Raw genomic sequence first — 13025 nt, forward strand, 5'->3', positions numbered from 1 at the left:
ACATGAATTTCGAATGTGCTGCAATCGTCCTCTCCGCCCGGCGCTACGGCGAGGGCGGCGCTGTGGTCCATCTCTTCACGGAAGAGTATGGACGCATTGCCGGTCTGGTGCGTGGCGGCTCGTCACGACGTCAGGCCGTGCTCTGGCAGCCGGGTAATCTGATACTTGCCCGTTATGCCTCCCGCCTGTCCGATCAGCTCGGGCATCTGAGCGGTGAAATGGTTCAGGAAACAGCCGTCAGGCTACTGGACCGCCCTCTGCAACTCGCTCTGGTTCAGTCAGCCGCCGAACTGGCCGATGCTGCCTTGCCGGACCGCGAGCCTCATCCGGATTTCTTTCTCCAGACCGTGCGCGATCTCGCGGCCTTCTGTGTGCTGTCCGATCCTGCCCCGGTGGTGGATTATGTGCGCTGGGAAACCGCGTTGCTTGCGACGCTAGGTTATGGACTGACGCTCGATTGCTGCGCGATCTCAGGTGCAACGACTGATCTCGCCTTTGTCTCACCGCGAACGGGACGCGCTGTAAGCCGCGATGCCGCCGGGCAGTGGGTCGATCGTCTCCTGCCATTGCCTCATTATCTGACCCCGCACGGGGTTGAGGATGATGGCGATGATCCCGCCCTCTGGGCTGAGGGACTGGCGCTGACGGGGCATTTTCTCTCACGCCATCTTTTCGGCTCCCAGCACAAACCTGTTCCCGGTGCGCGCGAGCGTTTGGAGATGCGTGTCAGGGCACTGGCCGATGCACGTGGGGCCGTGCAGAAAAATCCCCCGGCATAGGTATTCGCGCTTCGCTAAGCGCCGGGGCCCTTCCGATCAGATAATCGAATATCATGTGAGGCAGGGTCAAAGCGGCCAGAAGCTGGAAGGTCACAGCCACCAGTCTTGGCACCAACGGTCCTGTGTAGAACGGCACCATGACCGCCCCGATGCCCAGTGAGGCGAGTGTGAGTGGCAGGCTGCGATAGAGAGCGTCACACGGTGAACCGAGACGGCTCCAGCGATAATCTGCCACCAGTGAGGCGATATGCGCAGGCGCATGCTGGAACACGAAGTAGATCATGAACGCCTGCAGCGGTGGCAATATTGCGAATGGGGCAATCAGCCCGAGCAGCGACCACAAGCGTGTCATACGCATTGCGGGAGGGCTTGCACCCAGCCACGCACTCGCGCAGAGGGCCCAGACGGGAAACAGGACGATCAGCCATGATGGCGGCACAACGAGATGAACAGGCGGTGCCATGGCGTTCAGTAGCGCCGCCGTAGCTTCTGGCTGGAACACGCAGGGCAGGATCAGGGGGGCGCCCCCAAGAACAAAACCACTCAACAGCGAAGCACCGTCGTCACGCATCTCACTGCCAAAATGCCAGATGGACAGAGCCAGAAACAGATTGAGCGTGATGAAGGGCACGACATGCCAGGCGACGAGTACGAGCTCGACGAGCACGAGATAAGGTAACGCAAAAACGGGAAACCAGAGATACTGGAAACGGGGGCGCAGCGCTTGTCGTGCCATCTCTCCATCAAGTGCACCATGCGGCAGCCCAAAGATAATGATGGTGACGAGACCGACCAGCACATTGCCGGTGAGGAGCGCCGCAGCGGCGCTGAAGCCCGCACTGCCCCAATAGAACAGGGCAAAGAGATTGCGTGGCCCGGTCAGTGTCATGAGTGCCATGCCGGGCCAAGATCCATCAGATGGTGGTCAGTTTGCGATCATCAGACAGGCTAAGGAAGCCAAACCCGACCTTCGCCAGAACATCCGTAACCGCGATGATAAGCACGCTTGCCGAGTCCGGTACGATTCCAAGGCCATCAGGAGAAAGCGCGAGAATGATCGGATAGACCATCCAGAGCACCGAGAGGATTGTGGCGCTGCGGATGTAGGCCGTCTGCACCTCGGGCCGTTCGAGGCGGTTGGCCTGAAGCTGCGAGACCCAGATGACATAATATACACCGAGAAACGCCACGCAGGAGAGCACGAACCAGATCCAGCGGCTGACCACATTCTCCGAGGCACTGAAAGCAAACGCGGTGATGATCATGATGACATCCGCAGCGACCGCGCCCAGCAGCAGATCGCCACGTTTGCGTCCGCGGAACATGCCGAGAAACCCGAGTGCGACAAGCAGGAGCGGCGTAGTGAACACCCAGTCAATGTAGCGGCCGAACCAGAAAATACGGGTCGTGTTTGCGGCGCCGGCGAGTGTGGCGTCTGTCGGCAGAAGCATTGCCCCCTGACCTGTCGCCATGGCGACATACAGGCAGCCTGCGATGATGGGGACGATGCCGTGAGCAAGACTCATCACCCCTTCGGTTTCGGTGCGCCGCTTGCCAAGCAGCAATAGTGCCGTCCCACCGGCAAACATGATCAGGGCCGTCAGCCAGAGAACCGTCAGGGTCATTATCGCTGTCTTTCACGAGATGAGGAGAGCGATGAACGGTGCTTGACACATAAAGTTGTAATTCGTCTGCCTTGACAGCAATCTTTTTAAGATCCGACGGTGCCAGGACCTTTCCATGGGCAAATGAGACAGGGTGGCCACCCGACGGAACGGGTCAGGCGAGACCGGGAACAAAAACGGGGTATTTGTACTGGACAGGCTGCATCGCGCCGCCTTATCTGCCCTCAAACGAAAGGGCGTGGCATGAGTCAGGATCTGGCAGGACATATCGAGGATACCAAACTCGCAGACGCATTGAGCGAGCGCTATATCGCCTATGCCATGTCCACCATCATGGCGCGTTCGTTGCCCGATGTGCGCGATGGTATGAAGCCTGTGCATCGGCGCATCCTTTACGCCATGCAGCAGCTCAAGCTCGACCCGACGTCGGGTTTCAAGAAATGTGCCCGCGTCGTGGGTGATGTGATCGGTAAGTTCCATCCCCATGGCGACGCTGCCGTGTATGAGGCTCTGGTACGCCTCGCACAGGATTTCGCGGTGCGTTATCCGCTGGTCGAGGGACAGGGTAATTTCGGCTCGATCGACGGCGATAACGCGGCCGCCATGCGTTACACGGAATCCCGATTGACCGCTGTGGCCAAGGCCCTGCTGGAAGGCATCGAGGATGACGCGGTCGATTTTCGCCCGACCTATGACAATGAAGACGCCGAGCCCGTGGTCCTGCCCGGCGCTTTTCCGAACCTGCTGGCCAACGGTGCAGCTGGCATTGCGGTGGGCATGGCGACCAGCATTCCGCCGCATAACGCTGCCGAAATCTGCCGCGCTGCACGTCATCTGATCGAGAACCCACAGGCGCCCGTTGAGGCCTTGATGCAGTTCATGCCGGGACCGGACTTCCCCACAGGCGGCGTGCTGATTGAAGACCCTGCCAGCATGGTCACGGCTTACGAGACCGGACGCGGCAGTTTTCGTACCCGCGCACGATGGGAAGTCGAACAGGGGCGTTTTGGTACCTGGACCGTGATCGTGACCGAGATCCCCTATCAGGTGCAGAAATCACGCCTGATCGAGCAGATTGCGGAGTTGATGGAGCAAAAGAAACTACCGCTCCTTGCCGATATACGCGACGAAAGCACGACCGATATCCGCCTTGTCCTTGAGCCCAAGACCAAGGGGATCGAGCCGGAAGTGCTGATGGAAACACTCTTTCGTGTCACGCCGCTTGAAAGCCGGTTCAGCCTGAACATGAACGTGCTGGACGCTAATCGCGTGCCACGGGTCATGGGGCTGCGCGAGGTCATCCAGTCATGGCTGGACCATCGCGAGATCGTTCTCGTGCGCCGTTCGCAGCATCGTCTGAACGCGGTTGAGCGCCGTCTGGAAATCCTTGAAGGGTTTCTGGCCGTTTATCTCAATCTCGATGAAGTCATCCGTATCATTCGCGAAAGCGACGAGCCCAAGCCCGAATTGATGCGTGTGTTCAGCCTCACGGATCTGCAAGCCGAATATGTGCTCAATATGCGCCTGCGCTCGCTTCGTCGCCTTGAGGAAATCGAGATACGCAAGGAGCGTGACGCGCTTCTGAAGGAGAAATCCGGTCTTGAGGGTCTTCTTGGCAGTGAGCGCAAACGCTGGACCCGTATCGGCAAGGAACTCGACGCGACGGCGGCCAGTTTTGGCGACGGCGCTCTTGGTACCCGGCGTACCCGGATCGCGGCGCCGCCAGCGCCGATCGATCTGAGCGCCGCCATACAGGTTGATCGTGAGCCCCTGACGGTATTGCTCTCACGCGAAGGCTGGGTGAGGGCGGTCAAGGGTCACGGGATCGACCCCGACAGCCATAAATTCAAGGAAGGCGATGCGTTCGGGCTGGCGCTCGAGTGTCAGAGCACCGATCGTCTTTGCATTCTGGTCAGCGGTGGCCGTGCCTTTACGCTCAAGGCGGCTGACCTGCCGCGTGGGCGTGGCTTTGGGCAGCCCATTCGCGTTCTGGTCGATCTGCCTCAGGATGAGGATATTGTCTCTTTCTTCGTGATCGATGAGTCCGGTCGGCACGTTCTGGCCAGCGAAAGCGGACGTGGCATGATCGTGCGTGACGCCGATATGGCCGCTGAAAAACGGACGGGCAAACAGGTCCTGACGCTGCGTGACGGTGACCGCGCCGGGTTCTGTGTGGCCGTTACAGGTGATCAGATCATCACCATGGGCAGTAACCGCAAGGCGCTGTCCTTTGCTCTTGATGCCTTGCCCGAAATGACAAAGGGCATGGGTGTCACGATCCAGAAGCTCTCACCGGGTCAACGCCTTGTCGATCTGCGTGTCTTTGCCTCGGAAACAGGTCTGGTCTGGCATGAGGGGCAAAAGCCGCGCAGTGACGCCGATCTTGCGTCGATCGTTGGCAAGCGAGCGGATCAGGGCAAGGCTGCCCCGCAATGGATGACCAGAAAGCCCGCAACCCGGAGTTAAGTTCTCAGGCTGCACCGGCGGGAGGGGTGTCGGCTTTCTGGCTTGATACCGCGACTGCCGGGGTCGGGGATACCCCAGAGGGCGCGCCTGCCAGTCGGAGCCAGTGGCCGTTGCGAAGAATTTCCGCCGGGTTGAAGCGTGATTTATAGCCCATCTTTGTGCTGCCTGGCACCCAGTAGCCGAGATAGAGATAAGGCTTGTGGCGTCGGGCGGTTTCGGCAATCAGCCATAGAATGGATGCCGTGCCGTAGGAACGATGGCTTTCTGCCGGATCATAGAATGTATAGACTGCCGAGAGACCGTCAGAGAGCATATCGACAAGAGAGACACAGACCAGACGACCGTCGCGTGAGCGGAACTCGAACAGGCTGGTTTCGACCGGGCTGGTCTCAACCATGGACTGGTAATCATCAAGCCCCATCAGGGCCATATCACCATCGCCATGACGATGCGCCTGATAGGCTCGGAACAGGGCATATTGTTCCTCGGTTGCGACGATGGGACGTTCAGCCACAACGAGATCGGCGTGGTCCCGGCGCGCCCGGCGCATGGTGCGATCCGGCACGAATTCCGCGACAGGAAGCCGGATGGGGATACAGGACTGGCAACCATGACAGACAGGGGCATAGACAATGCCGTGGCTGCGCCTGAAACCGGCGCGGGACAGGCGATCGTGAAGCTGGTCGACATCACTGCCAGTCAGCTCGGTCATGACCTTGCGCTCTGTCCTGCCGGGGAGATACGGGCAGGGCGACGGCTCTGTCGTGTAGAAGAGCTGGGGACGATGAGCTGACATAACCATCCTTTCTCTCCTCTGCCTGAAAACGCTTCATGGTGACGCCCTCTCACGGAAAGGCCATCGATTGTATAAGCCTGACTTGCCTGACCGCCGGTTGCTCCCGTTGGACCCCGCAGGGCCGGTCCAATGCCACAGAGCGGTTCAGTCCCATGCGCAGAGCGCTGCATTGAGCTTGCCTCAGACCCTTGTCCAACCGGTATCCTGACCCGGCACGAAAGACCGTCCGTGAGAGCGCCGCGCGCCTGCCCGAGCGTGTCAGCAATGCGCCCTGCGGTTGGCGCCAAGCCCTACACGCCGAGTCCGGCCGGATCCGACTTGCGATCATCCTCCCATATTTTACGATGATTTTCCCGGTTGCAAGATGTCTCTCTTTGAATTCCGGACGAATACGCTAACGTTGTGTGAAATGAGCTGGCCCATTACCCTTCTTGACGTTTTCCTGATCCTGCTGCGGCTCTGTCTTGCTGTTGCGGTCACCTTGCATGTTCTGCGGACGAAACAGAACACGGCGGCCTGTGCAGGCTGGATCGGTGTGAGCTGGCTTATGCCGATTTTCGGCGCGCTGCTCTATCTGATGTTCGGTATCAATCGTGTCAGGCGTTTGGCCCGACGTCTGGTGAGTGACCATCACTGGCGGGGGCGGGGCCCCGCTTTTCGTACTCGTCACCGCATGGGGGGTGATTTTGCCCCCCTGGCGCGGATGATCGGCAAGTTGACCGAGCGGCCCCTGCTGGGCGGCAATTCCGTCGATTGCCTCCATGATGGCGACAACATCTATCCGCGCATGCTGCACGACATTGCTTCGGCACAGGTCTCGATTCTGCTGTGTTCCTACATTTTTAGGGCGGACAGGATTGGCGAGCAGTTTGTGGATGCCCTGGCGACCGCGCAGGCGCGGGGTGTCGCGGTTCGTGTGCTGGTTGACGGTATCGGGGGCGGGTATTTCCGCAGCGGTATTCACAAGGCCTTGCGCACGCGTGGCATCCCTTGTGAGCGGTTCATGCACTCGCTTCTTCCGTGGAAGATGCCATTCATCAATCTGCGCAATCACCGCAAGATCCTGGTTGTCGATGGGCATACCGGGTTTATGGGAGGGCTGAATATTGGTGAGGAAAACCTGCGTCGCCTGCGCACCAAGCATCCGGTGGCGGATACACATTTCCGGCTTGAAGGGCCGATTGTTCACCAGTTGACCGAAGCCTTTGCGCGTGACTGGTCCTTCACCTGCGGCGAAGAGCTTGACGGTGAAATCTGGTTTCCCGAGCTTGACCGGGCCGGTGATATCCCGATGCGTATTGTGACGTCGGGACCAGATAACGACCTTGAGAAGATCGAATTCTCCATGTTGCAGGCGATCGCCCTGTCACGCCGCTCGGTTCGCCTGATGACGCCATACTTTCTGCCCAATGAGCGACTAGTGTCGGAGCTCTGCCTCGCCGCCCTGCGTGGTGTGCAGATCGATATCATCCTGCCACGTCGCAGCAATCACAGACTGATCGATTATGCCCGCGATGCCAGCCTTGCACCGTTTCTGAAGGCAGGGTGCCATGTCTGGATGAACAGGCCGCCTTTCAATCACGCCAAGTTGCTTGTCGTTGATGAAGAATGGTCTTTCGTCGGCAGCAGCAATATCGATGCGCGCAGCCTGCGCCTGAATTTCGAGATCAATCTCGAAATCTATAGTGCGTCGGTGGCGCAGTCGCTCAATAGTTTCATGGAACGGCATAAGGCGGGTCGGCTCACGCATCATGCGCTTGACAGCCTGAGCGCCTGGCGCAAGACGCGTAATGCTGCAGTTAGATTGTTCATGCCCTATCTGTGAGCGCCCTGACCTGCCGGCGATCTGCCAGGCGCTGAAAGAAGGCGCGGTGCCTGTCGGGCGCATCGAGCCGCAGCGTTACCGTGATAGGGTGATGGTCCGAACTGCGATTGGGGAGAACCCCGGCATTGAGGGGCGTCATGCCACGCACGAGGCAACGGTCGATCCGTATCGGCAGCATGTCGGCCATGCGATGCGTGGCTGCCCTTGGGCCAACATCGCGGAAACCGGGGAGCAGGGTCGGCCCAACAAGATTGAAGTCGCCCATGACGAGCGCATGATGGCGCAGGATTGGTGCGATACGACGAAGCTGGCGGCGATTCAGGATCTGCCCGTGAGACAGGTGCACGTTTGCGATCGAAAACGACCCGAAATCGATGAGCTGTGCCGTGCGCTTGACCATCAGACCTGATGGCAGGGCGCAGGAGACTGGCGGTCGTGCGAAGGAAAAGCGGCTCCAGCACGCTGTGCCGTGGATACGGTCTGGCAGTGGGATTCTAGCGTAATGTCCACCCAGTATGGCGGGCAGCCTGTCGAAACTGCTCACGGCCTCCTGCATGAGAAAGATGTCGGGCTGGAAGGTGCGCGCCAGCTCGACGACCTCATCGAGGGGTGCCCCCACGGCACGAAGCAGGTTCCAGCTTAGAATAGTGAAGTTCTGGCCAATGCCGGGAACAGTGCGATCAGCTAACGGGGCGGACGGGGCGTCGTGGGTTGAAGACGAGTTCATTAAAGCATTTTCTTTTCTGTCTGATAGGCGCCACGTGCGAATTCAGTCGTCAGAGTATAGCCGACACCCAGCAGGACCGGACCCAGAAAAATACCTAGTCCGCCCAATGTGACCACGCCGCCCAGCACTCCCAGTACGGTCAGCAGATAGGGAAGCTGCGCCCCTCTGGCGATGAAAGCGGGCCGGATGATGTGATCGGCCCCCGAGATGAACACGATGCCGTAACCCGCGAGAAACAGGCCCCAGCCGAGATGATGATGAAGGGCCAGCCAGATGGCGGCAGGCGCCCATACCAGTGGGGCACCGATTGGAAAAACCGCCACAAAGGCCGCGACACCGCCGAGCAGCACCGGGGCGGGTACGCCTGAAATGAACAGGCCGATGGAGGTGAGCACACCCTGAACGATGGCGGTACCAAGAATGCCGTAGACCGTACCCCGTATGACGCTGCCGATGATGGTGATCAGACGATCGGCATAGGTGCCGGTAATGCGGGTCAGGACAGCCGTGATGATACGCCCCAGCGAATCACCACTGATCCAGAAAAACAGCGCGATAAAAAGCGCCATGACCAGTTCGGCCAGACCGCTTGCCATCTGCATCAGGGCCTTGAGAGCGTATCGGGCGATCTGTCCGGCGTACGGGTGAAGGGCCTCTCCCACGCCGCGGACGTCATGGCTCCAGTGCTGATAGGCGTTGGTCAGCTGTGGGCCTATGCCGGGTATCGTGGCCAGCCAGTCCGGCGCCGGATGCGTGCGACCAAGGGCTTCGATTTCAGTGTTGATACCACCGATGATCAGCGGGAGATCCGCGATGCCGGTCGAGGTCAGGAGCGCGAGCGGCATGACAATGGCAATGGCGCTGCCGACCATCATGACCACAGCGGCGAGAGGCGGGCGCATGTGGCGGCGCAGGCGCTTGAACAGGGGCCATGTCGTGAAGGTCAGAATCGCGCCCCACAGGATGGCGGAAAGGAAGGGCCACAGCACCACGCCGCAACCATAAGCGACCCCCAGGAGGAGCATTCCAAGCATGATGCGTTCGGTTGTCACATAATCTCCCCCGGCTGTGGCTGCCGCCAGTTGACCACGGGGTCATTCCGGCTGCTATCGTGCGGTTCCTGATCCGTTTCTGCGGTCCCCGTCAGGTCGGGCCATGCGTGATCCATCATGTTCCGGAGCGTGCCATCCATGACGACATCCCCTCTGATCGATGCACAAACCCTGATGTCGCTTCCTCCCGGCCGGTATCGCTATCTCGATGCCTCGACGCTCCTCCCCGGGCAGGACGGTGACCCGGAAGCAGATTTCCACAAATTAGCGCTTCCCGGGGCAAATCGTTTCCGTATCAACGACATATGTGATCGCCTGGACCTGCTTCCCCACACCGTGCCCGGTGCGGCCACATTTGCACAAGCCATGATGGCACTGGGCATAGGCTCTGATACGGGACTGGTTTTCTATGACCGCAGGGGGAGTATCGGCGCCTGTCGGGCGCACTGGATGGCCTCACTGTTCGGGCACGAGCCTGTGCATGTGCTTGATGGTGGCCTTGCAGCGCTTGAAGCCCTTGGTCTTGCGCCCGATGCCGCGCCAGCCCCGGCGGCACCCCGCGAGCAGCCTTATCGGCCGCGCACGCGCTATGCGCTCCTAGCAGGCAAGGGCGATGTGCTCGATGCGCTCGATGATCCTGACCGCGTGATCCTTGATGCACGCAGTGCAGCGCGGTTTCATGCCCAGGCCGCCGAGCCGCGGCCCAATATGCGTGGTGGGCATATGAGGGGCGCGGTAAACCTGCCCTTCACCGAGGTGCTCGACCCCCTGGGCTGCTTTCTGCAGCCTCAGGCGCTGGTCGAGCGTTTTGCTGGCTGTGCCATAGGCTCGCGTCGGGTCATTACCACTTGCGGGTCAGGTCTGACCGCCGCAACGCTGACCATGGCCCTGCGGGTGGCCGGGCTGGCGCCAGGGCAGCTTTATGATGGGTCATGGGCCGAGTGGGGAAGCGATCCTGCGACCCCCATCGAGACCTGACAGGAGAAACGAGAGAGTGGAAAACACCGCCAAACAGGTCACTTCCGGCTGGAAGCGCTTGTCATCCCTGCTGGTACAAGGCGGGCGACCGGAGCCTACCCCGCCCGAGGGGGCCTATGTCAATGCGCCGGTGACGAGGGGCTCGACCGTCCTTTTTCCCTCGCTGGACGCGATGCGGGAACAGGGGCTGCGCAGCCATGAGCACGAACTGATCTATGGGGCGATGGGTTCACCCGTTCAGCATGAGCTTGAAAAGCTTCTCGCGCTGATTGAAGGCGGGATCCATACGCAGGTCGTTTCCTCGGGGCTGGCGGCCTGCACCCTGCCTCTGCTCGCTTTCCTGAGTTCTGGTGATCACCTGCTTCTGCCAGACTCGGTCTATGGGCCCACACGCCGTTTCGCCGGCACCATGCTGGCGCGTATGGGGATCGAGACCACCTATTATGCGCCCCTTGCGGATGAAGAGACCCTGATCGGGCTGATGCGAGAGAATACGCGTGTCGTGTTTGCCGAGAGCCCGGGCAGCCACACATTCGAGGTGCAGGACGTCCCCATGCTGGCGCGTGTGGCCCATGAGCATGGCGCACTGCTTATGCTCGACAATACCTGGGGGATCGGCATTTTTCAGCCTTTCCGTCACGGGGTGGACGTCTCCATCCAGGCGCTGACGAAATATCCCGCCGGACATTCCGATGTGATTGCCGGCGCGATTACGGTGGCAGATGGCGTGCTCTGGAAGACACTGCGCGATTCCGCGATTCAGATTGGCCAGCTGGCCGGACCGGATGAATGCTGGCTGACCCTTCGCGGACTCCGGACGATAGCGGTGCGGCTCGAGCGTCAATCGGCCTCGGCTTTGCTGGTGGCGCAATGGCTGCGTGGCCGACCGGAAGTGGCGCGTGTGCTGCATCCGGCGTTCGAGGAATGTCCCGGCCATGAATTCTGGCGGCGCGATTTCGAGGGCGCAAGTTCGCTTTTCGGTGTGGAGTTGCGCGCCGATCTGTCTGTCGCGGCCATGCGGGACATGATTGATGCGCTGGCCCTGTTCGGCATCGGCGCGTCCTGGGGCGGATATGAAAGTCTCGTTTTGCCAACGACGGGGGGCGTACGTCGCTCGCTGCCCAACGCCATGCCTGAGGGGCCGAGCTTTAGACTGCATATCGGGCTTGAAGACCCCAACGACCTCATTGCGGATCTTGAAGGGGGGCTTGAAGTCCTCCGCGCTTCACTGGCGGGGTGAGGCGCGGCTCTAGCGCATTCTGAAACCGAGCGCCTCGCGCAGATGCGGGGCGCCGACATCTGTTGCGTGGTCCAGATCCGCAATACTGCGTGCAACGCGTAGCAGGCGTGTAAGCCCGCGCGCTGAAAGCCGCAGCCTGGTACCCGCCTCACTGACGAGATGGCGTGATTCTGGCGTCAGAACGATATTCTGAGCCCCCACCTGCGCGTTGGGGACCCCCTGACGCGCAATCTGGAATTGTCGTGCCTTCACGACGCGGGCGCGCACGGCAGCACTGTTCTCACCTGCCGGTGCGGTGATCATGTCGAGGGGCGAGACCGGGGTGACGAACAAGGATAGATCGATCCGGTCGAGCATGGGGCCGGACAGGCGGGCAAGATACTCCTCGCCGCATTGAGGGGCCTTTCGGCAGGCGCGCTCAGCATCGCCCAGATAGCCGCACCGACAGGGATTCATGGCCGCGACGAACTGAAAGCGCGAAGGATAAAGCACCGTCTGTCTTGCCCGTGCGACCGTGATCGCGCCCGTCTCCAGAGGTTGACGCAGGGATTCGAGGCAGCTTCGCGAAAACTCCGGCAGTTCGTCGAGAAAGAGAACGCCATTATGGGCAAGACTGACTTCGCCCGGGCGGGATCGTGAGCCCCCGCCGACAAGCGCAGGCAGGGTGGTCGAATGATGCGGCGCCCTGAAAGGCGGTTGGGTGATCAGGGTACTCCCGCTGGCCTGACCGCCCAGACTGTGAATCCGGCTGCACTCGAGTATCTGTTCATGCGTCAGATCGGGAAGGATAGAGGGCAGGCACTGCGCAAGCATGGATTTGCCAGCACCTGGCGGCCCTGACATCAGCAGGGAATGCGCCCCGCAGGCTGCGATCTCAAGGGCGCGTCGCCCCATATCCATGCCCTTGACCAAAGCAAGATCGTTCAGCGGTGCTGAGCGCGCCACGGGTTCGAGTTCGGGGGAGGGCAATACATGCTCGCCGTTGAAATGCGACAGGAGGGCGCGCAACGTGTCGGGGGCAAGAATATCGAGCGTGTCACTTGCCCATCGTGCCTCCTGTGCCTGGGGGCGGGGACAGATCAGGCCAAGTTGATGCCGAACTGTCTCGAGTGCGGCAGAGAGCACGCCGCCCGTCGCCTGCAAGCGTCCGTCAAGCGAGAGTTCGCCAATGGCGCTGTAGGCCGCCACGGCCTCATGCGACAGAATGCCCATGGCCGTCATGATGGCCAGAGCGATCGGCAGGTCGAAATGCGAGCCTTCCTTGGGCAGATCGGCCGGGACCAGATTGATCAGGATGCGTTTGGGGGGCAGCGCGAGTCCGAGTGCTGCCAGGGCAGCGCGGACGCGCTCGCGTGATTCACCGACTGTCTTGTCGGGTAGGCCTACGATAATGAAGGCGGGCAGGCCGGAGGCGACCTGGATTTCGACCGTGACCGGGATGGCATCGATGCCCGCAAAGGCAAAACTCTGGATTCGGGCAATGGAAGAGGATGAAGCGGTCACCGGCACCAACGAATAATCAGGAACAGGCGAATCT

11 protein-coding genes are annotated in these 13025 nt (G+C 60.7%); 5 read left to right on the forward strand and 6 right to left on the reverse strand.

Annotation, left to right across the window (positions count from 1 at the left end; all coding sequences use genetic code 11):
* Window positions 1–2: 2 nt before the first annotated feature.
* Window positions 3–779 carry a DNA repair protein RecO gene (gene recO, locus ACWNRM_RS03150; RefSeq protein ID WP_485169451.1) on the forward strand — a complete coding sequence of 259 codons (777 nt, stop codon included), beginning with the start codon at window positions 3–5 and terminating at the stop codon, window positions 777–779.
* On the opposite strand, the gene ACWNRM_RS03155 is transcribed toward recO, so the two are convergent.
* Together ACWNRM_RS03155 and ACWNRM_RS03160 are read right to left on the reverse strand one after the other, a co-directional pair.
* Window positions 727–1677, reverse strand: a complete 951-nt coding sequence (locus ACWNRM_RS03155) for a Brp/Blh family beta-carotene 15,15'-dioxygenase (protein ID WP_485169452.1) — start codon at window positions 1675–1677, stop codon at window positions 727–729. The genes recO and ACWNRM_RS03155 overlap by 53 nt on opposite strands.
* A gap of 16 nt (window positions 1678–1693) precedes the next feature.
* Complete coding sequence (locus ACWNRM_RS03160) at window positions 1694–2404, reverse strand: bacteriorhodopsin (RefSeq protein WP_485169453.1); 711 nt, start codon at window positions 2402–2404, stop codon at window positions 1694–1696.
* Window positions 2405–2647: 243 nt separating this feature from the next.
* On the opposite strand from ACWNRM_RS03160, the gene parC reads away from it, so the two are divergent.
* Complete coding sequence (parC, locus tag ACWNRM_RS03165) at window positions 2648–4870, forward strand: DNA topoisomerase IV subunit A (protein WP_485169454.1); 2223 nt, start codon at window positions 2648–2650, stop codon at window positions 4868–4870.
* A gap of 4 nt (window positions 4871–4874) precedes the next feature.
* Here parC and ACWNRM_RS03170 read toward each other — a convergent pair whose 3' ends face one another.
* Window positions 4875–5666 (reverse strand): arginyltransferase, encoded by a 792-nt coding sequence (locus ACWNRM_RS03170; RefSeq protein WP_485169455.1) that lies wholly within the window; start codon window positions 5664–5666, stop codon window positions 4875–4877.
* Between the two features lie 409 nt (window positions 5667–6075).
* Here ACWNRM_RS03170 and cls point away from each other — a divergent pair, with 409 nt between their 5' ends.
* The gene (gene cls / locus ACWNRM_RS03175) at window positions 6076–7491 is read left to right on the forward strand and encodes a cardiolipin synthase (RefSeq protein WP_485169456.1); all 1416 of its coding nucleotides are present in this window, start codon (window positions 6076–6078) and stop codon (window positions 7489–7491) included.
* Here cls and ACWNRM_RS03180 read toward each other — a convergent pair.
* Both ACWNRM_RS03180 and ACWNRM_RS03185 read right to left on the reverse strand, forming a co-directional pair.
* A complete protein-coding gene (locus tag ACWNRM_RS03180; RefSeq protein WP_485169457.1) occupies window positions 7475–8218 on the reverse strand; it encodes an endonuclease/exonuclease/phosphatase family protein in 744 nt (247 codons plus the stop codon). The genes cls and ACWNRM_RS03180 overlap by 17 nt on opposite strands.
* Entirely contained in the window at window positions 8218–9270 is a 1053-nt protein-coding gene (locus tag ACWNRM_RS03185) for an AI-2E family transporter (RefSeq protein ID WP_485172148.1), read from the reverse strand. Before ACWNRM_RS03185 ends, ACWNRM_RS03180 begins: the two co-directional genes overlap by 1 nt.
* A gap of 138 nt (window positions 9271–9408) precedes the next feature.
* On the opposite strand from ACWNRM_RS03185, the gene ACWNRM_RS03190 reads away from it, so the two are divergent.
* Entirely contained in the window at window positions 9409–10248 is an 840-nt protein-coding gene (locus ACWNRM_RS03190) for a sulfurtransferase (protein WP_485169459.1), read from the forward strand.
* A 16-nt stretch (window positions 10249–10264) separates the two neighbouring features.
* Window positions 10265–11488, forward strand: coding sequence for a cystathionine beta-lyase (gene metC, locus ACWNRM_RS03195; protein WP_485169460.1), 1224 nt, complete (start codon window positions 10265–10267; stop codon window positions 11486–11488).
* A 9-nt stretch (window positions 11489–11497) separates the two neighbouring features.
* Here the strand turns inward: metC and ACWNRM_RS03200 are convergent, their stop codons facing one another.
* Window positions 11498–13000 carry a YifB family Mg chelatase-like AAA ATPase gene (locus tag ACWNRM_RS03200; RefSeq protein ID WP_485172149.1) on the reverse strand — a complete coding sequence of 501 codons (1503 nt, stop codon included), beginning with the start codon at window positions 12998–13000 and terminating at the stop codon, window positions 11498–11500.
* Window positions 13001–13025 lie beyond the last annotated feature (25 nt).

The organism is Asaia sp. A2, assembly GCF_057319415.1.

What these genes read in the sequence shown, in the direction of transcription:
- ACWNRM_RS03190 (WP_485169459.1), top strand. Translation starts at nt 9,409, where the DNA reads ATGACGACATCCCCTCTGATCGATGCACAAACCCTGATGTCGCTTCCT.
- recO (WP_485169451.1), top strand. Translation starts at nt 3, where the DNA reads ATGAATTTCGAATGTGCTGCAATCGTCCTCTCCGCCCGGCGCTACGGC.
- ACWNRM_RS03180 (WP_485169457.1), bottom strand. Translation starts at nt 8,218, where the DNA reads ATGAACTCGTCTTCAACCCACGACGCCCCGTCCGCCCCGTTAGCTGAT.
- ACWNRM_RS03170 (WP_485169455.1), bottom strand. Translation starts at nt 5,666, where the DNA reads ATGTCAGCTCATCGTCCCCAGCTCTTCTACACGACAGAGCCGTCGCCC.
- cls (WP_485169456.1), top strand. Translation starts at nt 6,076, where the DNA reads ATGAGCTGGCCCATTACCCTTCTTGACGTTTTCCTGATCCTGCTGCGG.
- ACWNRM_RS03160 (WP_485169453.1), bottom strand. Translation starts at nt 2,404, where the DNA reads ATGACCCTGACGGTTCTCTGGCTGACGGCCCTGATCATGTTTGCCGGT.
- ACWNRM_RS03155 (WP_485169452.1), bottom strand. Translation starts at nt 1,677, where the DNA reads ATGGCACTCATGACACTGACCGGGCCACGCAATCTCTTTGCCCTGTTC.
- parC (WP_485169454.1), top strand. Translation starts at nt 2,648, where the DNA reads ATGAGTCAGGATCTGGCAGGACATATCGAGGATACCAAACTCGCAGAC.